We start from the raw sequence: 26659 nt of genomic DNA, 5'->3' as shown, positions 1-26659 counted from the left end.
ATCTTATCGTTTGGACTTTACTGAATTTCGCACAATGAGCTGGCCGATCATTCTCAATGTCTCTGGTTTTTTGGAGTAGTCGGCTATCCGTTCCAGCAAAATCTCTACGGATCTTGTCACCATGTCCTCCAGTGGCTGCTCCCAGGTCGAAAGAAAGTAAGGTGTCCATCCGCACATCCTGATGTTGTCAAAACCGACCACCGAAATGTCTTCGGGAATCTTAAAACCCATAGTTCGGATTGCATCCATTGCCCCTAGTGCTGTAATGTCATTTACACAGAAAATGCAGTCAAGGTTCATATTCCTGGTGATCAGTTCCTGAGTAGCATTGAACCCGCCATGGTAGGTGTAATCACCTGAAGCAATGATGAGGTCGTGGATGTTGTTCTGATCCAGCACTTCGGTGAAGCCCTTTAGCCGGTCTATGGTTGTAGAGGTATTTGACGGACCTGAGATAAAACCAAACGACTGGTGCCCCAGCTTCAGCAAATAAGAAGCGATCTGCTTTGCTGCATGATAATTGTCGCAAAAAACAGAGTTGTGATCGCCTTCCTTCGTATAGCGGTTAAAAAGTAATACCGGTATTTCATTGTGTTTGAATTTTTCTGAGGCTGCTTTTGACAGCACAGCATCGGTAATGACTACCCCGGCTATATTGTATTCCAGCATTTTTTTGATTTCCGCCTCCTCAATGACCTCATTTTCAGAATTGATAAAGATCAGCTGATAACCCAGGGGAGTTAAGCGGTTGTGGAAGATTTCCAGCACGGCGGTATAGAAGGGGTCTCTGATGTTGCGCATGACAATACCGATGATCTTCGTCTTCCTGGTAGTTAGACTTCTTGCATGTGCATTGGGCTGATAATTGAGTTTATCAGCGGCCTCCATGACCAGTTTCTTTTTCCGTTCAGACACCCTGGTTTCACCGGCGAAAACCCGCGAAACTGTTGCCTGGGAAACTCCGGCGAGGTCGGCTACATCTTTTGAGGTATAATTCTTTTTAATCAAGACTGGATATTTAACTGGGGTTCAGAATGGGATACACCTTCGAAAAAGCTAATATACCGCCAATTGCGAACAGTTCAAATTTATTTTTCGTTGGTTTTTACCGGCCAGCTGTCTGTCCGGAACGGCGCTGCCGGCAGGTTTTCTTTACTGAAAATGTTGCCTGTTGCGGTGTCCGTAAAACCATAGCGCACTGCAACAGGATTTTTCACTTCTTTGCTCCGGACTGTTAAGGTATTGTTTTTTATATCGCCTTGTGCAGGATAAAATACCTGGTCATCGCCTGCAATGAATAATTCTGTTACCGCATTGCCTTTTACCATCAATCCGTTTTCTGCATTGTCCATTACAACAATTGCTTTATCTCCTTTAAAACTCACATTTTTAAACACCGGGCTTTTATAGGCAACACCTTTCTGATGATAGGTTTCAGCAAGTGCCCAATTGGCTAATCTCATTCCAACATCGTGCTTGTTCTGCGGATGAACGTCATTGACGTTACTGACAAGATCAGTTGTAACCACCATACCTGTATTGGGGTGGTCCGCACTTCGCTGCTGCGCTTCCCGCAGCAGTGCACCGGTATTCTTTGCGGCATACCTGTAAGGGGCTATCTGCACATAGTAGAATGGCAGGTTTTTATGCCATGCAGCACGCCAGGCATCAATCATTGAAGTGAAAAGCTCCCGATAGGTGCCTGCCGTAAGCGTGTTGTTTTCACCCTGATACCAGATTGTGCCGGCAATGGCATAATTGGTTATCGGCGCGATCATCGCATTATAAGCGTACCCGGGCAAATACGGGCACATGCCACTGGGTATTATCTTTGCAGCTGCAGTTTTCAATACTTCATTTGAGTTGACCACGCTATCTGGAGTCCATACTTCTGCGGTGGTGCCGCCCCAGCTGGCTGCCACCAGTCCTATTGGTATATCCAGTTTATTATTGAGGTTTTTTCCGAAGAAATAAGCAACGGCACTGAACGATTTTAAGGAGTTGCTGTCACAGACAGCCCATTCCCCCTCACCCTTTTTCTGTGGATGAGGAGCTGTTGATTTAGGGATGTGGAAAAAGCGGATGTGTTGGTTATAAGCACTGGAAAGCTCGGATTTTATTTCCTTTAATCCCAGATTGCCGGACATCTCCATATTACTCTGTCCGGAACATACCCAGACTTCTCCAATCAGAATATCCTGAAGTACAATTGAATTGTTCCCCTTTATCGATATGGTATATGGCCCGCCAGCTGCTGGTGTTTCTATTAATACTTCCCAACCGGCATCTCTTGTTCCTTCTGTCCGATAGGTTTTATTGTCCCAGGAGGCAGTCAGCGAGATCTTCTCGTTGGGATTGCTCCATCCCCAGATCTTAACCTTGCTGTTACGTTGCAGCACCATATTGCTGCTGATGATGTTCGGCAGCCGGACGTTAGCGCTGGAGACGTTGAAAGCGCCTATCAGCATCAGCACAAATAGGGCTTTAAACATCCGCAATGCAATTTCATTCTGTTTAATCCGGGTCATCTTACTTTCTAAAATCTGGCAATACATAGCTGTATACTTTATATTGGAACTCGCTCCAGGCACTTTCCTTAGGGAATGGAAAACCCGGATACAGCTGCTGGTTATTGGGTACAAATTTGATCCTCACCCTAACGGCTTTTTTATTTTGGGTTAGCCTGGCAGGAATTAAAAACTCATCGTCCCTGAAGCACCTGTTGGATGTTTCTACTGTTGTTTTCCGACTGCCTGTTTCACCATTCGGAGAAGAAAACACTGCTGTGTTCGATCCGGAAAGGTACCAGATTCCCGCCTTTTCCCATTTGATGTCCGCTTCTGAAGCCGCTGATGCATCACCAATAAAAACTTCAGCGGTTTGATTTGGAAAACTGTAGTCGAGGGTCCTGCGCAGAAGTGCGCCTGTGTTTTTTAGATCCAATCTTACCGTAAACTCTGAAACACCATGTGTAAAACGTCCGTTCATTGTCTGTACGGGATAAACTTCCTTACCGCTTTTCTCCTGATAGCCCGGGATTTTGGCGGCTTCCAGACCCCAGGCTATTGCCGGAAATGTATCTATTCCCAATTCATAGCGGGATGTCAGAGATACGGCTTCTGAGGCTGCCGGGGAATGATAGCTATGGCTTTTTTCGCTTTCCGGGTTTCCGATATCTATTTCATCTGTTTGAATAAGCGATGGCGCGGGCAAGCCATACCAGTAGGCCACTGCCTCATAGTGTTCTGTGGCCAGGTTTTCACCTCCGTGCTCAAACTTTATGACTGCCCTTTTTCCGAAAGGCATGAGATCGGCGATCAGAAAACGGTAGCCGGATTCTATGAGGTCCTTTTCGTGTCTGGACTTGTTTTTTCCAGGTGCGCCGCAAGGGTGACCGGCAAATGGAAGGGTCATATTTTCACCACCCCAGTAATCGCCGCCCCCGCCCCATTCTTCTGTTCCTGTGCCGTAAGCCTGCGGGCTTTCACTGTCGTCAAAAAAGAAGCGCGGATCGCCTTCAAGTGTTCCCAGGTTGGCCTGATGGGAGAAAATAAAGGATGTTCCCACAAAATTGCCAGACCAGTCCTTATGCCCTTCTATACCCCGGGTATCGAGATAAGTCATGTCCTGTCCCAGCTCAGGTTCAGGAATGTCCTTATAGGTGGCATGGAAATAACTCGTATGGTTCGCCCGCCACCGCAAGGGCTCATAACGTATTTCAAAATCAATCTCTGTGCTGCTGTCTTCGGGATTAATGCCTTTTAGCTCAACTTTTGCATTCTTAAAAAACGGCATGGGGTAATAACAAGCGAGCTCTACCTTTTTATTTGGATAATCGTAACGAATATTAACCGGAAAAGCTTTGACGAGATATTCTTTATTTTCTCTGTTATAAAACGTTCCGGCTCCAAAGAATAAACAAAGAGGCGCATCCACAGATGGATATTTGGCGTTGTCCCAGGTGATCTGCAGGCGGATACGCTCCAGGTCCAGCGCTTTATCCAGCGGCAAGGTAAGTTTTAAGGCCCTGACGGTTGATGGTACTTCTTTAATCCGGGCAAGTACGATGTCCTTCTTATTTAACTTCACTTTACCTTTAACTGCCTCAATGTCTTTTGGGGCAATGTCTGTCCCGGAGCGGCTTAGCAGTTCTGTAACATCCTGATCTGGTGTTTTAGTCATATCCCAGGATTGCAGCCTAGCTGGTTCATTGGCATACAGGTGGTAAATATAATAGCCCGTGCCGTAAAATGTACGGGAATAAGCTATCCGCAATGAATCCTGAAAGGGCATTGGCGTCCAGATCAGATCGGCACCTTTAGTAGTGGACCAGGTCCAGGCCAGCGGAGCGGGAAAAGCACTTTCAGGGATGAATGATGTGTCTTTAAACTTCTTTTTGGCGTTGGCAGGATCTGAAGTGCCCGTTTCTTTTACCAGATTATCTTTTCCGTCAACAACAAAATGCCATGGGCTCCCATGCCAGTGGTTGGCGCGAAAGAAATAAAACACCCCATTTCCTTTTACATCCAGGGTTACATTTTCATCTTCCTTGTTCATAAAAAGAAAATGTCCGGCATCTGCATGATGGTTGCCGCCCAGACGGTCATGGGTACTGCGCATATAGGCACGTACGCCAATGCGTTGCAGCGGAAGCAGGTCCCATCTTCTGTACGCATCATAACCATGGGGCACGGATGGCAAACCTGAAGCAGCTCCAGTATCCTGTGCGAGCAGCTCAAACGGCGGAAACCATACCATCAGCATCAATAAACAGCATAACGTTTTCATTGTCTTTCAATTAATTTACTCAATAAAAATATTATTTTTTTTATAACGTCTGACCCTAAGGGCAGCCTGTTCTTTATGCCCTGCAAAACCCTCGAGATCGCACAGGCGCATCGCATACTCACCAATCTGTACACTGGCCTCCGGTGTACAGCGTTGATAAGTGCAGTTTTTTAAGAATTTACCGACCCAAAGGCCGCCAGTATATCTGGCGGCCTTCATGGTTGGCAGCGTATGATTGGTACCAATCACCTTATCACCATAAGCCACATTGGTTTCAGGTCCCAGAAACAATGCACCATAGTTGGTCATTTGCTCCAGGAAATAATTGGGTTCACGTGTCAGCACCTCCACGTGCTCATACGCAAGCTTGTCGGCTTCAGCTACCGCTTCTTTCTCATCAGCCACCAAAATCACTGTGCCGTAATCGCGCCATGCAGGTCCGGCGACGTCAGCAGTTGGTAGAACTTTGAGCTGACGTTCGATCTCTTTAAGGGTTTCCAGGGCCAGCGCTTCAGAGCTGGTGATCAAAGCTGCAGGTGATGTAGGGCCGTGTTCCGCCTGTCCCAGCAAGTCACAAGCTACCATCTCTGCATCGGCGGTCTCGTCTGCAATGACCAGTATTTCTGTCGGTCCGGCAAAAAGATCAATTCCTACACGCCCAAAAAGTTGCCGCTTTGCTTCGGCTACGTAAGCATTTCCCGGCCCTACGATCATATCTGTTGGCGTTATATTTTCGGTACCAATGGCCATTGCACAGACTGCCTGAATGCCTCCAAGGATATAAATTTCATCAGCCCCCGCAAAATGCATGGCACATACTGTTGCTTCGGGTATTTTGCCATTTATAGGTGGAGTACAGGCAATGACCCGCTTAACGCCGGCAACTTTAGCCGTGAGGATGCTCATGTGCGCCGAAGCAACCATTGGGTACCGCCCGCCCGGGATGTAACAGCCTACGCTATTGACAGGAATATTTTTATGGCCGAGAAATACTCCCGGTAATGTTTCGATTTCAAGATCTTTTACAGATCCTCTCTGCTGCTCCGCAAAAAACCTGATCTGCTTTTGAGCAAACAAAATGTCGTCTTTTACCTGCTGCGAAGTGCCGTCTACGATTTGCCGTATCTGCGCATCGGACAACCTGAAGCTGTCAGGTGTCCAGTGGTCAAACTCCTCTGCATATTTTCTAACTGCTGCATCTCCATGAGCTGTGATTTCCTTAATGATCCGCTCTACTGTTTCTCTGATCCTTAGATCATCGCCTTTTTTATCGGCTTCACTCTGCCCTTTTTTTATAAATCTTGCCATGTAGATAGTTATTTTTGCGGTGTTTTCATCATATCCTCTACCACTGCTTTTCCGGTAGTTTTTAGCGCCGTATTTTTTGTAATGTCCCAGAAGCTTTGCTGCTGCTGGATCTGGACCTGGCTGGTTACGATCCAGCTTTGGATCCATCCGGTGAGCGTGCACCATGCACCCCAGCCCGCATCTGAATTAGATGCCCAATAATCCCATTTCCCATAATCAAACGCCCTGAACCAGGCGCCGTCAAGGTCTTTATGCTTTTCACTTTGCACCTGTATCCGGACCAGAAAATCAGCCAGCCGGTCTGTCGCATCCTTGTATTTTTTATCTCCGGTGACCTTTGCCGCTTCATGAAGGCTAAACAGCGCAAAATTGTTGGTATAAAGCATACATGATATTTCCTGACCGTTCATGGTGATTAAAGATCCCTCATCGGTACCATAATCACTGTTCTTCTTCAGCTCCTTAAACATGCCCTTACCCTTTCCCAGCTCTTCTCTTATCGCACCGCAATCTACCTGGTTCTTCAGCATATCACCGGCAACCAGGTCGAGCCAGCCACGGTGTTCCTCCGTATTTTCAAGCCGAAGTAACCAGGCAAGCGGCAATATCATTCTGGCCCGCTGGGTCTGCAGACTGCTTCCCCATTTCCACTTTTCCGGATAATTGGCCATGGTAATGCGGATGGCTTCTTTGGTTCTGGACAATAAGGGTTCGTAGCCTGTCTTATCATAAAGCCACAGGTACAATGCCCACATCCAGGACTCAAAATGCGGTGATGGATGTATCACGCTCCGGTTGTAGTAATAGGGCCATCCATTCCGGATGATATCCGCTTCTTCCAGCCGCTCACCACGGAAACCTTCTTTGCCGGTTGTTCTGAAATTTGCCATAATGGCTTCTGCAAGTTCCTTGTCCCATTTGGTGTTTTTAAGATAGGCAGCTGCAGCTATTGCCCCCAGTATGGCGCGTGAGTTGTCATCTCCGTAAAAGGTGCCTGCGTTGGTAGTGGCCCAGCCAATGAGGCCGTATGCCGGGCTGTTTGGATCGTTTTTTGGTCCTGCACGCAGGTTTGATGTATGAAACATGTAATCGATCAGTTTGGCCGACCGTGCTTTAAAGTCTTCATTGTTGAGCAGCGCGCCAGCAGCCGCCAGTGCCATACTGGCCTCTCCCTGGACGTCGGCCCGCATCCAGTACCGGTACTGCTGACTGCCGTCATAGTATATGGTTGACGTATGACCTTCGAGTATACCCAGACTGCCGTCGCCGTTTGGCTTGCTCTGGCTCACCGGCGGGCCTACTGGTTTCAATCCGTCCGAACCGTATTTTAACCAGTCTGCCTTCCATTCCGGATGTACATAGAACCTCCCGTTGGCAAACCACTCTACGCCCGCTTTAATGCCGTTGAGTCTGGCCGTTTCCGGCAGGGGCTCATTGGGTCCAAAAGCTGGCCTTACATCTCCTTTCCAGTTTTTCAGCTGAACATTTTTGGCACCTGTTACCTGTGTTACGATGTAACTGAGCACTTGCCTGACCGATTTTTCAGGACCGTAACGGCCGGTTTTAAAATTGCTGAGCGCAGTTGTACCGATCAGCACATTGTCTTTTCTAAACAATAAGGGATAGCTGATTGTGCTGTCAAGACCCAGTTCGGCTTTATCTACACCGACTACCTTTGCCAGTACAATTAAGGGATCATCAACTTTTACCGGCAAGATATGGCAGTTGTGGATGCCAAAGAGCGATAGTCTGGGCAGGCTGCTCCCAAAAATATCAGTTGTAACCACGCCACGTTCCAGGTGGGTTTCGAGCGGCTTGCTGCTCAGGTCCAGTTTGGGATAAGCTGCAGGATATTCGACATATACTTTCAGTTTTTTAGCGGTGATCTGTTTAAGACCTGTCAGGCTTATAGAATTCTGAGGATCTGTTTCCGGATAGGCTTTACCAAGCAGCAGCAAACCTGCATTTGACGGCGCTGCCTTTATGGCCTCCATCGGAGTAGGGTAAGTCTTGAGGACAAAACCACTGTTTTTAAGGTAGATGTACAGGTCATTTTTAATACTGCCGTAATGGTACAGCGTTTTATTTTGTGCAAGGATATCAACCGACGAGGCCGTCAGAAACAGCATCATCAAAATTAAAGCTTTGATATTTTTCATCATATTCATTCAATTAGGTTTTGCCAGATCAGTTCCAATTAGTCTCATTGTTTCGTTTAAGATACGTCTTTCCGCGGTGTGCTCGACATAGGACCACCTGCCGGGACCGGTCTCATAGCCACCTTCCGTAAAAGCCGTTTCAGTTGGCACATATCCGATGCTGTTTTCTGAAAATCCTACGATTATTGTCTGTTCTGTACCGGCATCTCTTTCTATTTTCAGCGCGGTTTCCACAAAGATCTCTCCGGGTAAAAAAACAATGGCCAGGTCTCCGAATGTCAATGTATTGATTCTTGCCAGTGCATCCGATGGATTGGTGATGCCGGAACCCGGCCTTATAGCTAGCTGAATTTCTCTATGCTGAAATGTGAATGAACTCACATTCAGATCAGTATACAGTTGTTCTTCCACAATTTCAGCCATAGCAAGCCCGTGTTTTCTGGATGACTCGGGGCCCATCGATACCGTTGGCGGATTGGTATCGCCGGCTGCTCCGTTAAGGAACATGCTCATGCCATTCAGACCGCGTTCATCGAGCGCATTGCATAATTCCCCGGGAAATTCGGCCGATACATGTGGCATGCACATTTCATGTACGGGATGGCAAATGGCTTGTACTACAGTGGCAATGACCACACCCCGGCCGCTGGTAAACTTGAGGCACTTCACCCTGCGGTCTACCGGTTCACGCTCCATAAGATCCCCGCGAATAGGCTGGATACTATCAGACATAATGATCCCATCAGGTGTTTTAATGCGGCGTTGTAAGGAAAAACCATCCAGCAGCTCTGAAGCTATAGAAACGCTGCAGGGAACGGCAGCATTCAAAGCCTGCTCAATTGCTAGTTTCAGTTTTCCCTGTACGTCCTTCAACCAATTCTGAAATGCACTGGTCAAATACAGATCTGTTATGGCTCCTGATTCAGGCGCATTATGTGTATGCGTGCAGCAAAGTATGATCTTACCGGCTTTAACGGACCCGGCAATGCCCTCTTTAAATGCATTCCAGCCGCCGACTGAAGTATCACTCAAAGCAAGCAAGTCCAGGGCTACGACAGCCACAGTTTCTGTACCGGATTTTAACACCAGTACCCTGGCATGAAGAGGCGTTCTTATAGATTCAAATGGTTTGTATTCACCCCTTACCGACGAAGTAAGCAACCCCACTTCAAGGGGTGGTGTAATGTCTGTAACGGAAGCTCCGGCTAATAATATCTGGCTCATTTGTGTATGTATTTTTTAGTTTTTTTTCTTCACCCAGTTCAGTGCCTGCTGCCAAAAGGCATCGTAGCTTTCCCATAGTTCGAAATTGATGCCCCAGTGCGGCGCAGGATCAGACATATAGGTCAGTACTCTGCCTTTTCCGTATTCGCCTACCACAACCAGTGGATGGCCGGTTTCTTTCACACGGACCAATACCTGGCCTTCCGGCTTTGCTGTGACTTCATTGTACCCGAATATTGGTGGAAATTTATCCCAGGCCAGTCCTTTTACCGCCGGATGCTCCGGTTCCAGAACTTCAGCAGTAAAGCCTGCTGATGATTCAACCAAATCTTCCGTAGCCATGCACTGGACCGGAAGTGCGTTTGAGAATGAACTCCGTCCCCAACCGGATTTGCCCAGGGCCCCGCTAAAAGACAGCCAGCCGCCGAGCATCATCAGACCCCCGCCATCTTCTATCCAGGTTTTAATAGACGTCAAGCGGTCTGGAAAGGTGACGACCTTATCTTGGCGCTGTGCACGGTCAAAAAAACTTGGGAAAAGATGGAAGCATTTGGCTTCAACGTCACTGATGATGAGGCCCTTTGACTGATCCAAAATTTCTTCAAGCCGCCCTGGCTGCATTCTGTACAGCTCCCAGTTGGCCATACTGGTCACTTCAACCAGCGGATCAATCGCCTGTACCAGACGCTTGCCATAGAAATGCAGATCAGCATCTTTTGTCTCTGTACCAAATGGTGTTTCAATAAATAAGGGACCCACACTGAAAACCCAGTCACCCAGGTACAGGACATGCTCGCGGTCAGAATTGATTTCTTTTTTCATTTAATTATGTTTATGTGTTTTATTGATTTATTTTTTTGATGGGGATCACCATTCCAGGATCCGCTTTGTCAGATCGATCGTCCAGCCTGAGCTCCAGAAACGTAAGGTAGCGTTGTGCCATTTTCCAGAAGACGCAGAAGATGATTACGGCAATTGCCAGTACAGTGACACTTGTCATGTAGCGCGCAAACCAGGCATGCGTAAATCCAAGGATAAATAAGGCTACAGCAGATGCACCCAATACTGCGATCAGCAGACCTGTGAAAATTGGCCTGGCAGATCTTTTGACCTCTGCTGTAGCCAGTTTTTGAAATGGCCCCCAAAATCCCAGTGGCCGCGCACGGACATAAAAATCACTCAGCAGCTGTTCAGGATCAGGTTTTGTAAGCAGGGCCACAATAATCCAAAGTAAAGTTGTAATACCCATGACCAGCAAGGTTTGCCAGTACCAGGCAATGATCAATACTGAGGCGCCAGATACCCCGGCCATAACCAGCAATTTCGGTCCGACAACAACCAGGCAGAAAATGGCTGCTCCGCCAAAGGAAGCCGCTACCCTTGCCGGGCCATTAAAGCGCCACCACCACCATTGTGCCCAGTTAGCAGGCAGCTCGGCAGCACTTAAAGAAAGCATGAATATGGCCACATCAGTGATGATCAGCACATTAAAAACAACGGCCACGGACAGGGCCAGTATAATGACCATACCGAGTTTCCCCATATGCAGGTAGTGTTTCTCTTTTGCACCAGGAACGAACCAGCGCTTATAAATATCGCTGACCAATACCTGGCTGCCAAAATTAAGATTATCACCAACTGTCGACATCGTTGCCGCCAGCATCGCAGCGATCATCAGGCCCATTGCTCCTGCGGGCAGCAGGGCTTTCATCAGCTTTCCATACACCAGTTCACGGTCAGCACCTGCTTCCCGAAGCTCAGGCCACATCACCGCAGCGCTTATGCTGGGCAGGGTAACCAGCAGCAGCAGGAGAAACATGGATATTGCCGCAACGACATACATGGTCAACGCTTCGGCAGGCGTGCGTGTAGAGAGTATCCGCTGACCTTCCATCGCACCACCCATGGGGGCTGCATCGCCGCCATAGCCGATACTTTGCCCGAAAAGCCATCCGAAAGCAGCAGCCAGCGGAAATATGGCATGTTTTTCGGGTGGCACTGAACCCAGTATTTCGGTACTTAACGGGCCGAATTTTCCGGTAATGGCTCCAACCATGGCTGTTGCTCCGCCAAAATGCTTCAGGGTGAGGTAAGCAAGCAGCAGCGTTCCGGCAAAAAAGATAATCATCTGGATAAAATTCGAGATTACTACCCCTTTATATCCTGAAGAAAATACAAAGAGCAGCGATATGGGCACAACCAGCAAAAGGGTTTGTATTTTACTAAGGTCGAATGCCGGGCCCATGATCTTACAAGCGGCAAGCAGGGTAATCCCTGTCCATGCGGGCATTGCGATCAATGAAGTCCGGATGGCGATCCATAACCTCATCGCCGAAGCGGCGCGCCTGGGAAACCTCAGGTCATAAAATTCGAGTGATGTGAACAGATTAAGTTTTCTCCAAAAGAACGCGAACAGTACCCCCCCTAAAAATAACGCCAGTCCAAAGCGGCTTAAATACCACCAGCAGATAAATCCGCCGGTGGCAACGGCCAATCCGCCATATCCTGTCGCAGCATCGGGGCTTACCAATGCAGAGGTATAGGAAATTCCGTTCAGCCAGCCGGGGATCTTTCTTCCGCCCAGGAAAAAATTATCCATGCTTTTGTTGGCAAAACGGCGGTGCCAGAATCCAATACCCAGCATAAGTAAAATGTATACCGCAACGATCCAAATGTCTAATTGAGCCCAAATCATAATTTCATTTGTGTAATGTGTAACCTGTTATCATTCTTTTATTTAAAAGTATTTAAAAGGATCCTCATAGTATGTGTGTTTAAAAAAAGGGCAGACAAGAAAATACCTGCCCTGCAGGAATCTGATTACCAGTTCGGATTTTGCACCAGTTTAGGATTCTTATTGATCTCAACCTGGGGAATAGGCCATAAATAATGTTTGCCGGGATCAAAAACCCTCTTCTCAATTGGAGTTCTTTTATAAAAGGCATCACTTGACATATTGTATCCAGTTGCCTGTACATCCAATCCATAGATGATGGCATTATCTGTAACCTCAGCAATTTTCCACCGGCGGGTATCAAAGAAACGGTGTGTCTCAAATGCCAGCTCAATTCTGCGTTCATGTCTGATTCTTTCCCGCATCTGATCTTTTGATAACCCGACCGGTAAATTTGGCATTCCTGCCCTGGTCCTGATGAGGTTTACATAGGTGTAAACATCGCCCACGGGTCCCTGAGCTTCATTCAATGCTTCAGCATAATTCAGGTATTGCTCCCCCAAACGGAAGAATATCCAGCTCCTCTGAGGAACAACTCTGGGGGTACGGCTATAATCCGGGTGGCCGATCTTTTTCAGTAAATACCCGGTTTCGGCATAATGCCCGTTGGCAAGCCTCCCGTCATACCCGCCTCTCCAAAATTGTATAGGAGTACTCCTTGGGTTGGTCGTGCGGGTCCATTTGTATTTCTGTCCGGTAAAGATAATGCTCGCATAAAAGCGGGGATCACGGTTAACATACATCCCGCGGGTACCGGCTACGTACTCACTGGTTGCCGTTGCAGCCTGATTGCTATCATTATATGTAGCGGCTTCCGGATTAAGGATGGGTGTATTGTCAGCATTATAACCCAGGATAGGACGCACCCCCTCTTTCGTCTCGTAGGCATCTACGAGGTTTTGTGTAGGACTGATCAGACCGAAATCGGCATCGACAAACCCGCGCGGCTCAGCATAACCATCATCCACACCCCCGCCTAAAATGGCAAAAAGGACTTCTTCATTAAAGTTTTTCCAGAATAATTCCTGATAATTCAGTGAAGGGTCCGGATTGTTGTTATAAAGTTTGTATCCTGCTGTCAGTGCCTGGTCAATACAGGCCTTGGCTGCAGTTGCGGCGGCCTGCCATCTGTTCGCATCGGCATCGGGAAATAACCGTACACCATCACTTGTAAAACTCGCATAGGTTGCATTGCCATTCCACAATGGACTGGCCATATACAACAGTGCCCTGGCCTTCAGTGCTAAGGCTGTAGCTTTCGATGGCCTTCCCTGATCTGCGGGATCTACGACCCTGGGCAGCAATCCGGCTGCGGCTTTATCGCATTCGGCCACCACAAAATCAACACATTTATCAATGGGCTGGCGTCTGAATTTAAGATAGTCCTCATCTAAGCCAACTGTTCTGTCCATGATCGGGACAGGGCCATAGACCCTCATCAGTAAAAAGTGATAAAAGGCCCTGAGAAAAGTAGCTTCAGCTTTCCATTGGTTGATCCGCTCCTGGGACGCAAATTCGCCTGGGATAAGTTTATTAACATTTTCCAGAAATACGTTAGCTTTCCTGATCCCGGTATAAAGGTCTGTCCACAGACCGCCCCCTTCGCTTGAGCTGTTCCAGTTGCCGGCATTCCAGTTGTTGGACTGGCTGGCCTCATAGCTCATCTCCATATCATCTGATATACCATTGTAAGGGTTCGGTGCCGGGGGATCTACCATAGCGCCTTCTTTAGGCATATGAGAATAAACATTATTTAAATAACCTCTGGTATGGGCAGGGTCCTGGAATATCTGATCGAGTGTTAAATCCCCGTCAGGAATCTTATCAAGAAAACCCTTTTTACATGAGGCAGTAAAAAGAATTATTACCAGAAAAAATAAACTTATAATTGATTTCATGATACTGTATTTAGTTGTGTATTAAAAATTAACTTCCAGCCCAAAATTGAAATTTCTCGAGACCGGATAAGTTCCTGTTCCAAAGTCAGATTCAGGGTCAATGGCTTTAATTCTGTCCCAGGTAGCTAAATTGGTGCCCTGAACAAACACCCTGACACTGGCCATGGAAATTTTCCTGGCAACACTTGCTGGCAAAGTATACCCTAACTCTGCATTTCTCAAGCGTAAATATTCACCGTTCCGAAAGAAAACAGTGGAACCCTGGCTGTTATTTTGACTCAAGGCCCTGACTGCAGGAAATTTTGCGTTTGTGTTGTCAGCTCCAGGAATCCATCTCTGATCATAGACCATCTGCATTACATTATACTCCCCTTCGTTGCTGCTAAATGGAAATGCTGTAAAGCCCTGAGTGAAAAAGAAGTCCCTTCTGCCATTTCCCATAAAAAATACAGTCGCATCAAAACCCTTGTAGGCTACAGTGCCGCCAAGCCCGAATACAATTTGAGGTTCTGAACCATATTTACCTATAAATACCCGATCCGAAACATCGATTTTATTATCGCCATTCACATCTCTGTACTTGGTATCTCCGGGACCAACCGTACCAAAGGTCTGAACCGGGCTGTTACTGATATCTGCCAGATCTTTAAAAAAGCCTATGGCCTCGTAACCCAGGTTTGCACCTATAGGCTGACCCCTGAAATCTTGCCATGGATACTGCGGTGGTGGCTGATCATTCTCTGTTATTTTATTTTTTGCAAACGTAAACGTTCCGTTAACGGAATAGTACAGACCGCCTTTAGTCGTATTTCTAAACTGAAAACTGCCGTCAATTCCTTTATTTTCAGTTTCGCCGACATTAGCATAAGGAATGATGGAAGCTGGATACCCTACATATGCAGGAACCACCTGGCGTCTTAAAAGCTGTCCTTTTCTGCGCTCGTGAAATAAATCTGCTGTAAGTGTAATCTTGCCGTTTAGCAGTTCCAGGTCCATACCCAGATCTGTTTTATAAGCTGTTTCCCAGGTGACGTTGGGATTTCCTATAAAATTTTCACTTCTTCCGTTTTCGGTAATTACCTGTGGAAAACCAAAGCTATAGCCGGTAGCACCAAGATTAAATGTGGATTGAAACAAAAACCTTTGGCCTATCTGGTCATTTCCCACTACCCCATAGTTACCCCGTAATTTTAGTGTACTCACCACATTTTTGTTCCAGAAACGCTCATTGGACACAATCCAGGCTGCTCCTATAGAAGGAAACAATCCATATCTCCTTCCTTTAAGAAAATTTTCCGAACCTGTATACCCGGCATTCGCTTCCAGTGAATACCTGGAATCAAAATTGTAAGTCAAACGGCCCACCGCATGCTGTCTTCTCTGCGGGAGATTGTTTATGGAACTGCTGGTGTTGACATTTGTATATTCCCTCCTGCTTCCCAAAATAGTCCCGGAAACATTATGCTTGCCAAAACTATGACTATAATCAACCGAAAACTGCCCGTATGCAGTCTTATAATTTTCGTTTTGAAGACTAAGGCCCAATGGGCTTGGCAATTGCACAGGAGTATATACTTTTGTAAAAGGATTATACCTGAAGGTGGCCGGGAATTCCCTGCGCACATTTTGAGTAATGTCAACTACATCATAAGTAAGCAATCCGCTTACCGACAGGCCCGGGGTTACAGATGCCAAATCCCACTTTGCACTCAAGTTACTGATCAGCGTAGTATAGTATTGCTTCGTATAGCCGGTTTTGGTAACCAGTGAATAAGGATTAATTCTCTGGTCGATATTAGGCCCTGCCGGGGCACTGCCATCAGGAAGCGTTTTCGCGCTGGTAATTGGACTATATAATTTTAACTGGGTAAAAATCGAATTCCTATCCGGGCCCGGGAAATTGGCGCCTTTTATAATTCCGGAAAGCCCCAGCGCAACCGTAAAATTCTTTGTTAAATTCATATCTATATTTGATCTGAAGTTATACTGTTTTATGGCCGTGTTGGTTTCGTATTTACTATCCGGATCTTCCTTGTATATGCCCTCCAGTAAACTATAGCCCAGATTGATATAATACCTGACAGCTTCCGAACCACCCGACACACCCAGATTGTTTGTCAGTTGTTTTGTTCTTTTTCTGAACACTTCATTATACCAGTCTACATTTGGGTAAGCATATGGATCCGAACCATCCTTAAACTTTTCAAGCTGCTCAGCAGTGTATACCGGCTGTACCGATGGCAGATTTGGATCAATGCCGGCCATGGCTTTCATATTTACCCTGTTCTCATTGATCAGCGAAGCGTATTCGTAACCGTCAATATTATCTTCTAGTCTAAATGGCGTAACCATAGCGGCTTCTGTCCTGAAAGTGACTTTTGGTCTGCCAACAGCGCCTTTTTTTGTGGTGATCAAAATCACACCATTGGCGCCCCTGCTGCCATAAACAGCGGTGGAGGTAGCATCTTTTAATACAGAAAAGGACTCTATTTCCTGTATATTCATGTTGGTCCAGTAACTATTAAGTTCACGTTCCGCTCCATCAACGATAATTAAAGGCGCATTTGAGCCGCTTTGCGAAACCAATCCACGAATAAAAATCTTGGCAGCATCATAGCCCGGCTCACCCGATGTCTGACGGGTAATGACACCGGAAAGCCTTCCTGCAATCGCATTGGTTAAAGAAGGTGTGGAATATTTCTGAACCTCCTTGACGTTGACAGATGAAACAGCACCAACCATTGTAATTTTCTTTTGGGTACCAAAGCCTACAATCTGGACTTCGTTCAGTTTCTGATTTTCCACATCAGGTTCCAGCTTAATCGTCATCGTTCTATTGCTTCCTACAAAAACCGTCTGGCTTTTGTAACCAATAAAACTTACTATGATTGAATCTTGTTCTGTTGGAATTTCCAGTATGAACTTACCATTGATATCCGTAGTAGCGCCGTTTTTACTCCCTTTCAGCACGACAGTCGCACCAGGCAAAGTTTGATCTTTCTCATCCACAACTGTACCGTGTAAAACAAAAGAAGCGCTATTTAATACCGGAGCGTAAGTAATTCCGTTTTCATGAGGATTTGTTGCCCCCATAACAAATACCGGAGCCATGCAGCAAATGAAAAGCAACCGGAATACGGAGCCCGTGCAGGCCAGGGAAACCCGGTCAATGTTTCCGTTCAACAACTTTCTGACGACAAAGTCAGGAAGCCTGAATTTTGTAAAAAAATGCATAGAATAATGGTTTAAAGGTTTAGGTTATATAAATGGTTATTTTTGTTCAATCAATTCCGTAAGTCTCAATATTCCCTTTCATCCTATCTGTTATTCTTATAAGTCGCACTTAAAATGTATACGTATTCAAAAATCATCAAAAAAACAGCGCCTTTTCCCGCACGCCCCCATTCATCCTAATTTATTATTCCAGCACCAATGACTGTCTCAACTATTGGCCCCAATTCCATTATATGAAATGGAGGCAGTTGCATTTTTATTGCATCATATACAATTATTACCGATCCCCTATCAATTTCCCGCACCGTTCGTTGTTGTATAATGATTACGTATTCATATATAACAAATTTAATTATATATTTTAAATAACCAAATAAATTTTACAACCACAGGATATTTTTAATTAAAACCTGAGGACTTTAAGAAGCTCAAAGGATATTTTTATCTCAAGAAACTACAATACAGTACATTATAATCAAATCAGCCAACAGAATGTTGCAGAATATTTTGATTATCGAACATGATATTTAAGTAAAATACCAGATATAAATGGATTCAACAAGAGTTGAATCCGCATTCATATTACGATATAGCCCTACCATAGTGAGAAAACAGAAGAAGCGCAGCAGCGTAAGTAATTAAACCCTGTCCAGTGGCTTTCTGTTTTGACCTGTCGCAGACTTGTATTTGCTTGGCGACATGCCAGTTATGGTTTTAAACTGCGCCGAGAGGTGGGCGCTGCTGCTGTAACCCATTTTATAAGAGATCTCATTGAGGTTGAGCTCTCCATATTCCAACAGCTCCTTCACTTTTTCTATCTTCTGCTGGATGATATAGCGCTCTATTGTGATTCCTTCCCCATCGGAAAACAACCTGCTCAGGTAAGTATATTCCTTGTTCAGCCTGCCTGCAATGACGTGCATCAGGCTCTGTTTGATCTCATTCAGATCTGAATAATGGACCAGGTTGATTACTTCGTTTTTGACCTGCTCTATAAGCTGATCTCTTCCTTTATCAATCAGCTCAAAGCCAAGTACCTGTAACGCAGCACCAATATCCTGCAGTTGTGCCGAACCGGGCTCCGGTTCCACTTCAACCTTCCCCAGAGAAATGTCTTTTACAGAAAAACCGAGCTGGTTCAATTGCTGATCCACAATCATGATGCAACGGTCACAAACCATATTTTTTACATAAAGGATCATATTTTCTCTGCCTTATATCCTGCGGTATCCAGCACTTCTATTACTTCTTTAGGGCTTACCGCTTCTTCTGTTTCTATACTTAGTATCTTGTCAGGATTGTCAATATCTACACTCCATTTGTCGCTGATCTTGTTTAAATATGGTGTCACCGCAGCTATACAGCCACCGCATTTTATGTTCGTTTTGAATTGAATTGTGTGCATATCTGTTTAAATTTAATGATTTATGAATTAAGTTTTGCTAATTTCAGACGGAGACTGTTGCTTACCACAGATACCGAGCTGAGTGCCATCGCTGCTCCCGCAATCATCGGGTTCAACAAAAACCCGTTGAACGGATACAATACTCCTGCCGCAATCGGGATACCAATCAAATTATAAATAAAGGCCCAGAACAAATTTTGCCTGATGGTCTTCACTGTAAGCCTCGACAACTGCAGCGCCTTTGGCACTTGCCGAAGGTCAGAGGAGATCAGGGTGATTTTTGCCACATCAATAGCAATGTCCGATCCTTTGCCCATAGCTATCGACACATCAGCCTGAGCAAGCGCCTGACTGTCGTTGATGCCGTCGCCAACCATGGCAACAACCTTTCCTGCCTGCTGAAGCTTTTTGATGAATGCTGCTTTATCCGAAGGGAGCACCTCCGCCTGATAATGGTCTATGCCTGCCTGTTTTGCCACAGCCGCTGCTGTCTGCTCATTATCCCCGGTCAGCATGTAAACAGTTATTCCCAGTTTTTTGAGTTCGGTCACCGCAGCTGCCGATCCATCTTTGACCTGATCGGCGATAGCCACCACAGCCAGCACCTCGCTTTCATCGGCAAAGTAAATAACTGTTTGTGCCTGTTCCTGCAATACTTTAGCCTGCTCCAACAATCCTTTAGCTTCGCCCTGCAGTCCACTGGCTCTGAGCTGATTTTTAACTGCCTTATGGCTTCCTGCTATATACTTTTTACCATTATGGATACCACTTACGCCCATTCCTGTCAGACTATCAAAGTTGCTGATGTCGACCGGCGTTACTCCCTTCGCTTTCAATTCATTATAAATTGCTTCGGCAAGCGGGTGTTCAGAACTTTGCTCCAACGCCGCAAATATTTGTTCCAGTGAACCTTTCCCATCGCTCAAGTTTTTGTTCCAGTAAATGGCAGTAACAACTGGTTTTCCTGCAGTTATGGTTCCTGTTTTATCCAACACTATCGCATTTACCTTGTAGCCCAGCTCGAGTGCCTCAGCGTCTTTTATCAGTATCCCTGACTCAGCACCCTTGCCTATGCCTACCATGATGGCAGTTGGCGTAGCCAAACCAAGGGCGCAGGGACAGGCGATAACCAGCACAGTGACCATAGCCAGCAACCCCTGTGTAAAAGCATGCGAACCGCCGGCAAGCGTCCAGACGCCCAGCGTGCATACGGCAATGAAGATGACCACTGGAACAAATATGCCAGCAACCTTGTCAACCAGCTTTTGTACAGGTGCTTTTGAACCCTGGGCATCCTGCACCATTTGGATGATTTGCGCCAGCATGGTTTCACTGCCCACTTTATCGGCGACAAAACGGAAGCTGCCCTTTTGATTGATGGTACCTGCAAATACTTTGCTGCCCTGCTCTTTCAGTACCGCTACAGGTTCCCCGCTGAGCATGCTCTCATCTACATAAGAACTCCCTTCGTAAAGGGTGCCGTCTACGGGGATTTTCTCTCCGGACCTGACCAGGAGTTTGTCTCCTTTCTGCACATCGGCCACAGGAATTTCCTGCTCTCCTTTTTCAGTTATCAGCAATACCATTTTAGGCTGTAAACCAATGAGTTTCTTTATTGCACCTGAAGTATTTGATTTGGCATTTTCCTCAAGTAATTTGCCCAGCATAATAAACACGATGACTACCGCAGCGGCTTCAAAATAGACATGAGGATGCAGTCCCCTGCTGTGCCAAAACTCCGGATAAACGGTATTAAATACACTGAAAATAAAGGCGATACCCGTACTCAGGGCGACCAGCGTGTCCATATTGGCTTTGCCGTATCCCGCCTGTTTCCAGGCATTAACAAAGAAACTCTTGCCAAAATAGAAGACCACTGGTGCAGTAAGTATAAGCATTATGTAATTTGCATAGGGCAGATCCATCAAAAACATACCGGTTACCACCACAGGTATAGTTAATATGGCAGCGGCGATAGTTCTCTTTTTTAACGCTTTATAATGATGGGCTTGTGCTTCTGCCTGTTTTTCATTGCCTTTTTCTGTGTCCGTATCGGTAATCAGGTCATATCCGATTGACTGTACTGCTTTTTGGAATTTAGCAGGGCCGGTCACAGCAGGGTCGTAACTTACTTTTACTTTTTGGGTAGCATAGTTTACTTCGGCTTGCGTTACTCCTTCCTGCGCAGAGATCATAGATTCTACACTTACCGCACAGGCTGCACAACTCATACCCAGTACGGGCAGCGATAAAGTATTTATATTTTTTACTGAAGCCATGTTGCTTTTATATTTAATACTACAAATGTACGGCAGGCTTGTTCTTTGGCTTTTATATAATCTAGTTTTTAACTTACATAATTTGGATAAATGACCTTTTCATGATCTCTACTTTAGCTGCTCTAACCCTATATTTGCGGCATCAAAACCATGACTAAAAAAAGATATTTCTTCCTCATCCTTATTCTGGGCTCTCTGACCGCTTTAAGTCCTTTTTCTATTGACATGTACCTGCCCGGCTTTAAGGCTATAGCACAGGATCTGGGTACTACAGAAAGCAAAGTAGCCTGGTCGCTGTCCAGCTTTTTCATTGGCATTTCCGGCGGCCAGTTGCTTTATGGCCCTTTGCTGGATCGTTATGGCAGGAAAAAACCTTTGTATATCGGTTTAGCTGTATATATTCTCACGTCGCTGCTGTGCGTCTTCGTGACCGATGTCGACAGCTTCATCGGCCTTAGATTTATACAGGCCATTGGCAGTTGTGCTGCAGGTGTGGCTTCTATCACCATGGTCAGGGATTTGTTTCCTGTCGAAGACAATGCGAAAGTATTTGCCTTGCTGATGCTCGTTCTGGGAGCTTCACCTATGATCGCGCCTACCCTGGGAGGCTATATTTCTGTTGCTTTTGGCTGGCATACGATATTTCTGGCATTGGCGGGATTAGGGCTGTTCAATTTGATCTCCAGCTGGCTGTGGCTGCCCAATAGCTATAAACCAGACACTACACTTTCTTTAAAACCTAAGCCGATCATCACCAATTTTTGGGCAGTACTAAAGGAACCGCAGTTTTATACTTATGCCTTAACGGGTGCTTTGGCTTTTGCAGGCTTGTTTGTCTATGTGAGCGGTTCGCCGATCCTGTTCATGTCAATATTCAAGGTAAAAGCGGAAACCTATGGCTGGATCTTTGCCGGTCTGTCTATAGGATTTATCGGTGCAAGCCAGGTCAATACCATAATGCTTAGAAAATATACCAGCGAACAGCTGATCTTTGCAGCATTGATCGGACAAACAATTTCGGTCATCGTGTTTCTGACCGGAAGCATAAACGGCTGGTTTGGCCTCACAGAGTCTTTGATCATGCTGTTTCTTTTCCTGGCCTGCCTGGGTTTTGCAAATCCCAATGCCGCAGCACTTTCCCTGGCTCCCTTCAGCAGGAACGCCGGTAGCGCATCCGCTTTAATGGGTGCCTTCCAAATGGCGCTGGGTGCCATTGCATCGGCTTTCATCGGTTTTTTTGAACAGACCACCCCGGTGCCTATGGTAACGATTATGACGGTCACTACCCTGATGGCATTTGCCATTCTTTATTTCGGCAGAAAAAACATTAAGAAAAAGGTCGAAGCACCGGCAGGCGGAGTAAGTACATTTCATTAATTACATTTATTATACCCCTTAAGATGCCGTCTAGGGGCATACTCATTCACACATTCTTCACACCTTGTTCACACCAAAGCCACAAACAGGTACCTTTTTGTGAAGAAAGTGTGACTCAGGTGTGTTTCATGTGAGGACTTGGCCTTAGCTAAAAAAAATTAATAAACCTGCATAGGGGTATAAGCTGATCTCGTTGTCTTATTCTAAAAATAAGATACAATGAGAAACTTTATTACTTTAACTCTACTCCTCGCCGGTCTGACTGCCGGAGCACAAAATCACATACCAGGCAAAATTCATTTTGGGCTTGTTTATCCATTGAGCACCAATGGCACTCATGCCCCCCTGGATACCAATAACTTTTCCATTAACCTGATCGGCGGAGTTTCCGCAGCCGAGCGCGGAGCAGCATTTGCCGGTCTTTCTAATGTCGTACTCAATGATGTGACAGGCACGCTGTTTGCCGGGTTTTCCAACCACGTAAAGAAGACGGTCAACGGCGCCTTGTTTGCCGGTTTTGCAAATACCTATGGCGGTGGCAAAGGCCCTGCTTTTGCTGGCTTCGCCAATGTTGCTTCCGGCGAGGTCAAAGGCGCACAATTTGCCGGCTTTGCCAATATCGCAAAAGCCGTAAACGGTACACAGGTTGGCGGTTTCATCAATGTTGCCAAGGATATAAAAGGCGCACAATTCGCTGGTTTCGCCAATGTGGCCAAAGATGTCAGCGTCTCCCAGGTTGGTGGCTTTGCCAACGTTGCAAAAGATGTTAAAGGCTCTCAGTTTGCGGGTTTTATCAATATTGCAAAAAATGTGAAAGGCGTACAGGTAGCGGGTTTTATGAACATTGCTGACAGCAGCGACTGCCCGATAGGGATCATCAACATCATCAAACATGGCGAGAAAAGCATCGGGGTTAGCATCGATGAAAATCAAACTACAATGCTGTCTTTCAGATCCGGTGGAAAAGTACTTTACGGCATCATCGGTGTGGGTTATAATTTTAAAAACGATGATGCGGTATATGCGGCTGAAGCAGGTCTTGGCGCGCATTTCTTTACTTCAAATAGCTTCAGGCTGAATACCGAGCTGATTGCCAGCTCACTGACCGACTTTGAGGACGGCGATTATTTCAAATCTTCCTTCCGTCTGATGCCCGCATTAAAGCTCACTTCTTTCCTGGAAATATTTGCCGGTCCGTCCTTGAATTTCATCACCATCAATACAGCTGAGGGCGAAAAACTAACCAAAAAGTACTTAAAGAAATGGCCGGGAGAAGATGATGAGGATTTCAAGGGGCTGTATCTGGGTTATACCGGCGGTATACACGTAAAATTTTAAGCAGATTATCTGCGTAAGGGAGCACGACGATATTATTGAACACACACAAATTCTAAAAACTATGAGAATTTTAACAGCAACAGCATTATTGAGTATTTTTTTAACCTCCTGCTCCAAGGACAGGCTTACCGCCAGCGGCGAAAAAGCCACGGAAGCAAGAACTTTAAGTGAATTCACAGGCATAGACACAGAGGGCAGCAGCGACATCCACATCGCCTATGGTACGGAGTTTAAGGTGACCTTAAGCGGTTCCAACAACCTGATCCCTTATTTTAAAACAGAAGTTGTGGGCAGCACGCTGCATCTTGGCTATAAAAACGTCAATGTAAGGCGTGATGATGTACAGGTCTATGTAACGCTACCAGTGATAAACTACATTTCAATCAATGGCAGCGGCGACATAGACCTCAGTGGACAGTTTCCCGCACTTGATCGTTTTGAAGTTTCCATCAGTGGAAGCGGGGAAGTGGAAGCAGAAAATGCGCTAACCGTAAATGACGCTTTGGTAAAGATCTCCGGTTCAGGTGAAGCTGACCTGAAGAGGCTGCAAAGCAACAAAGCAGAAGTACACATCTCGGGTAGTGGCGATGCCAGGATCAGTGTTTCAGAGAAACTGAAGGTCAGGATCAGCGGCAGCGGTGAAGTGTACTATCTGGGCAACCCCCAGATCGATTCTCAGGTCAGCGGCAGCGGCAAATTGGTCAAACTTTAACAACAACGTCATGTTAGCATTTCAACCACATCTGCAAGCATTTACCTCAGTTTTCGGGGCCATGAGGATTCCTGCAGATCAGATTCACCAATTGGAAAAAAGTGCCCCAAACCTGATGGTTTATGCCTTGCCTGTGGTATTTGCTTTTACCCTGCTGGAAGGTTTTCTGTCTCACATCGGCGAGCACAAGACCTATGAAAAGAGGGAAACCATAGGCTCATTGTTTGTCGGTCTGGGCAACCTGGCGGTAAACCTGCTGATGAAAATAGTATTGCTTTTCGGCGCCTTATGGATCTACAATGCATTGCCATGGAGAATGGAACTCAACTGGTGGATGCTGGCGCCCTGCTTTGTCCTGTACGATTGCTGCAGCTACTGGTCGCACCGCATCTCGCACTTCAACCGCTTCTTTTGGGCCACGCATGTGGTGCACCATTCGGCAGAGCATTACAACCTGACCGTGGCATTCAGACAAAGCTGGGTACAGCATTTTAAAACGGTATTTTTCATTCCGGTAGCATTGATGGGATTTCACCCGGTGGTGTTCTTTGTGGCCAGTCAGATCAGTACTTTATACCAGTTTTGGGTACATACAGAGGCAATAGGTAAGCTGCATCCTTTCATAGAGAAGTATTTTGGTACGCCCTCCAATCACCGGGTACACCATGGCAGTCAGGAAAAATACCTGGACAAAAATTTTGGTGCGGCGTTCATGATCTGGGACCATTTGTTTGGCACGTTTCAATACGAGGAAGAGAAACCTGTATACGGACTAACCACGCCTGTGGAGAACAAGACCAATCCTTTTGTGCTCAATTTTCATGAGTACAGGGACATGCTCCACGACATCAAGAACAGTGACGGCCTAAAGGAACTGTTGTTCTTCATGTTTGCGAGCCCGGCCAAAATATACCGGCACAAGGCAGAAAAGTCGGTGAAACAGATGAATATGGTATTGGCAGAAAAAGCATCTGGAGCGCGTATCATTAAGATTGAGAAAAAAGGAGAAAGAGTACTGAAGCTGGCAGGAATACTGCTCCTATTGATCCTGCTGCTGAGCCAGGCCGTCCCGGCACAAAGCAGTACGAAAGACACGCTCCCTACTCCGCGTACAGAGAATATGCTTTTCTTCCTGCAAAGAGATCCGGATGCCAATACGGTGATCTACGAACTGAACTTCAACAAAGAGGGCAAACTGGACGACCGCAACCCCGTCAGGGGTTCCTGGATCAGGTACGCTGAGAATGGCAAATGCAAGGAGCTCACCCTTATCGAGAACAAGTTTGCGTACGGGGTAAAATGCAAAGCGCTGGGCAATGAGGAGTTTGAGATTAGGCTGATGGCCTACAAAAAAATGCCATTATACCTTAAACGTTCTGAAACAGATAATAAGTATAAGATCTATATCAAGGACGAAGGCAGGGATTATTTATTGAAAAGGGTCTTCGTGAGGGTAAGGGGTGGTTCGTTCTGGTTTCCAAAAGTAGAGTACATAGATCTGATCACGGTAAACAGCGCTTCGGGTATTGAATTCCTTAAGCGGATTAATATTTAAGCCGAATAGAATTAACATATTCGAACATAGAAACCAATATATTTGAAGCAGAATTAATTAAACGTGACCGATACTTTAACGATTTACGACAACCGTACTTTTGAACATTTGTTCAAAGCCCACTACAAAGAGCTGCATGCCTATGCCGGGGTCATGCTCAGGGATGCGGATATGGCGGAGGAAATCGTACAGGGAATGTTCCTGAGGTTCTGGGAAAAACGTGAACTGCTGAATGTGCAGACTTCTGTCAAAGCTTATTTGTACAAATGTGTGTATAACGACAGCATGAATTACCTGAAACACCAGAAGGTCAAAACAAAATACCATGATTTTGCGGCATATACAATGAACAATGAACATGAACCGGCTTCTTCAAGAGTGGAGTTGAGCGAGCTGGAAATAAAACTTCAGGAGGCGCTGAACGAGCTGCCCGAGGCTTGCCGGACGATATTCCAGATGAGCAGGTTTGAGGAGTTAAAATACAGGGAAATAGCAGAACAGCTGGATCTTTCGGTAAAAACGGTAGAGAACCAGATGGGTAAGGCATTAAAGCTATTGCGTTTAAAACTGGCAGATTTTGTCACAGTGATGGCGCTTGCATTACCAGGGTTAATTAGGTATTACAGGGATTTTTTTAATTAGGGGAAC

The 26659-nt window shown here is 46.0% G+C and carries 18 protein-coding genes; 5 read left to right on the top strand and 13 right to left on the bottom strand.

All coding sequences use genetic code 11. The features are described from left to right. Positions 1-3 precede the first annotated feature (3 nt). The 13 genes from QEP08_RS05095 to QEP08_RS05035 form a co-directional block, all read right to left on the bottom strand. Entirely contained in the window at positions 4-1008 is a 1005-nt protein-coding gene (locus tag QEP08_RS05095; RefSeq protein ID WP_285056392.1) for a LacI family DNA-binding transcriptional regulator, read from the bottom strand. An 80-nt stretch (positions 1009-1088) separates the two neighbouring features. After that, positions 1089-2528 carry a sialate O-acetylesterase gene (locus QEP08_RS05090; RefSeq protein ID WP_285056390.1) on the bottom strand — a complete coding sequence of 480 codons (1440 nt, stop codon included), beginning with the start codon at positions 2526-2528 and terminating at the stop codon, positions 1089-1091. Between the two features lies 1 nt (position 2529). After that, positions 2530-4788, bottom strand: a complete 2259-nt coding sequence (locus QEP08_RS05085; protein WP_285056388.1) for a DUF2961 domain-containing protein — start codon at positions 4786-4788, stop codon at positions 2530-2532. 15 nt (positions 4789-4803) lie between these two features. Further along, the gene (gene hisD / locus QEP08_RS05080; RefSeq protein WP_285056387.1) at positions 4804-6096 is read right to left on the bottom strand and encodes a histidinol dehydrogenase; all 1293 of its coding nucleotides are present in this window, start codon (positions 6094-6096) and stop codon (positions 4804-4806) included. A gap of 8 nt (positions 6097-6104) precedes the next feature. Then, complete coding sequence (locus tag QEP08_RS05075; RefSeq protein WP_285056385.1) at positions 6105-8258, bottom strand: hypothetical protein; 2154 nt, start codon at positions 8256-8258, stop codon at positions 6105-6107. 6 nt (positions 8259-8264) lie between these two features. After that, positions 8265-9479 (bottom strand): hypothetical protein, encoded by a 1215-nt coding sequence (locus QEP08_RS05070; RefSeq protein ID WP_285056383.1) that lies wholly within the window; start codon positions 9477-9479, stop codon positions 8265-8267. A gap of 15 nt (positions 9480-9494) precedes the next feature. Next, positions 9495-10301, bottom strand: coding sequence for a glutamine amidotransferase (locus tag QEP08_RS05065; RefSeq protein ID WP_285056381.1), 807 nt, complete (start codon positions 10299-10301; stop codon positions 9495-9497). A 19-nt stretch (positions 10302-10320) separates the two neighbouring features. Then, on the bottom strand, positions 10321-12123 hold the full coding sequence (locus QEP08_RS05060) for a sodium:solute symporter family transporter (RefSeq protein ID WP_285056380.1): 1803 nt from the start codon (positions 12121-12123) through the stop codon (positions 10321-10323). 176 nt (positions 12124-12299) lie between these two features. Continuing rightward, positions 12300-14111 (bottom strand): RagB/SusD family nutrient uptake outer membrane protein, encoded by a 1812-nt coding sequence (locus QEP08_RS05055; RefSeq protein ID WP_285056379.1) that lies wholly within the window; start codon positions 14109-14111, stop codon positions 12300-12302. A gap of 21 nt (positions 14112-14132) precedes the next feature. After that, entirely contained in the window at positions 14133-17345 is a 3213-nt protein-coding gene (locus QEP08_RS05050) for a SusC/RagA family TonB-linked outer membrane protein (RefSeq protein WP_285056377.1), read from the bottom strand. Positions 17346-17983: 638 nt separating this feature from the next. After that, on the bottom strand, positions 17984-18547 hold the full coding sequence (locus QEP08_RS05045) for an AraC family transcriptional regulator (RefSeq protein ID WP_285056375.1): 564 nt from the start codon (positions 18545-18547) through the stop codon (positions 17984-17986). Continuing rightward, a complete protein-coding gene (locus tag QEP08_RS05040) occupies positions 18544-18750 on the bottom strand; it encodes a heavy-metal-associated domain-containing protein (RefSeq protein ID WP_285056373.1) in 207 nt (68 codons plus the stop codon). Before QEP08_RS05040 ends, QEP08_RS05045 begins: the two co-directional genes overlap by 4 nt. Positions 18751-18770: 20 nt before the next feature. Beyond that, the gene (locus tag QEP08_RS05035; RefSeq protein WP_285056371.1) at positions 18771-21029 is read right to left on the bottom strand and encodes a heavy metal translocating P-type ATPase; all 2259 of its coding nucleotides are present in this window, start codon (positions 21027-21029) and stop codon (positions 18771-18773) included. A gap of 150 nt (positions 21030-21179) precedes the next feature. On the opposite strand from QEP08_RS05035, the gene QEP08_RS05030 reads away from it, so the two are divergent. The 5 genes from QEP08_RS05030 (at position 21180) to QEP08_RS05010 (ending at position 26653) form a co-directional block, all read left to right on the top strand. Further along, complete coding sequence (locus QEP08_RS05030) at positions 21180-22406, top strand: multidrug effflux MFS transporter (protein WP_285056370.1); 1227 nt, start codon at positions 21180-21182, stop codon at positions 22404-22406. Between the two features lie 219 nt (positions 22407-22625). Further along, a complete protein-coding gene (locus tag QEP08_RS05025; protein WP_285056368.1) occupies positions 22626-23744 on the top strand; it encodes a hypothetical protein in 1119 nt (372 codons plus the stop codon). Between the two features lie 61 nt (positions 23745-23805). Then, entirely contained in the window at positions 23806-24456 is a 651-nt protein-coding gene (locus QEP08_RS05020) for a head GIN domain-containing protein (RefSeq protein WP_285056366.1), read from the top strand. 10 nt (positions 24457-24466) lie between these two features. After that, entirely contained in the window at positions 24467-26011 is a 1545-nt protein-coding gene (locus QEP08_RS05015; protein ID WP_285056364.1) for a DUF4833 domain-containing protein, read from the top strand. A 63-nt stretch (positions 26012-26074) separates the two neighbouring features. Then, positions 26075-26653, top strand: a complete 579-nt coding sequence (locus QEP08_RS05010) for an RNA polymerase sigma-70 factor (RefSeq protein ID WP_285056362.1) — start codon at positions 26075-26077, stop codon at positions 26651-26653. Positions 26654-26659: the final 6 nt, after the last annotated feature.

Source organism: Pedobacter ginsengisoli (assembly GCF_030244015.1).
Lineage (GTDB): Bacteria > Bacteroidota > Bacteroidia > Sphingobacteriales > Sphingobacteriaceae > Pedobacter > Pedobacter ginsengisoli.
This window is presented reverse-complemented; position numbering and strand designations above follow the sequence as displayed.

Bases quoted from the DNA above. Each gene is read 5' to 3' on its own strand.
- QEP08_RS05090 (WP_285056390.1), bottom strand. From the start codon at position 2,528: ATGACCCGGATTAAACAGAATGAAATTGCATTGCGGATGTTTAAAGCC.
- QEP08_RS05085 (WP_285056388.1), bottom strand. From the start codon at position 4,788: ATGAAAACGTTATGCTGTTTATTGATGCTGATGGTATGGTTTCCGCCG.
- hisD (WP_285056387.1), bottom strand. From the start codon at position 6,096: ATGGCAAGATTTATAAAAAAAGGGCAGAGTGAAGCCGATAAAAAAGGC.
- QEP08_RS05075 (WP_285056385.1), bottom strand. From the start codon at position 8,258: ATGATGAAAAATATCAAAGCTTTAATTTTGATGATGCTGTTTCTGACG.
- QEP08_RS05070 (WP_285056383.1), bottom strand. From the start codon at position 9,479: ATGAGCCAGATATTATTAGCCGGAGCTTCCGTTACAGACATTACACCA.
- QEP08_RS05065 (WP_285056381.1), bottom strand. From the start codon at position 10,301: ATGAAAAAAGAAATCAATTCTGACCGCGAGCATGTCCTGTACCTGGGT.
- QEP08_RS05060 (WP_285056380.1), bottom strand. From the start codon at position 12,123: ATGCTGGGTATTGGATTCTGGCACCGCCGTTTTGCCAACAAAAGCATG.
- QEP08_RS05055 (WP_285056379.1), bottom strand. From the start codon at position 14,111: ATGAAATCAATTATAAGTTTATTTTTTCTGGTAATAATTCTTTTTACT.
- QEP08_RS05050 (WP_285056377.1), bottom strand. From the start codon at position 17,345: ATGCATTTTTTTACAAAATTCAGGCTTCCTGACTTTGTCGTCAGAAAG.
- QEP08_RS05045 (WP_285056375.1), bottom strand. From the start codon at position 18,547: ATGATCCTTTATGTAAAAAATATGGTTTGTGACCGTTGCATCATGATT.
- QEP08_RS05040 (WP_285056373.1), bottom strand. From the start codon at position 18,750: ATGCACACAATTCAATTCAAAACGAACATAAAATGCGGTGGCTGTATA.
- QEP08_RS05035 (WP_285056371.1), bottom strand. From the start codon at position 21,029: ATGGCTTCAGTAAAAAATATAAATACTTTATCGCTGCCCGTACTGGGT.
- QEP08_RS05030 (WP_285056370.1), top strand. From the start codon at position 21,180: ATGACTAAAAAAAGATATTTCTTCCTCATCCTTATTCTGGGCTCTCTG.
- QEP08_RS05025 (WP_285056368.1), top strand. From the start codon at position 22,626: ATGAGAAACTTTATTACTTTAACTCTACTCCTCGCCGGTCTGACTGCC.
- QEP08_RS05020 (WP_285056366.1), top strand. From the start codon at position 23,806: ATGAGAATTTTAACAGCAACAGCATTATTGAGTATTTTTTTAACCTCC.
- QEP08_RS05015 (WP_285056364.1), top strand. From the start codon at position 24,467: ATGTTAGCATTTCAACCACATCTGCAAGCATTTACCTCAGTTTTCGGG.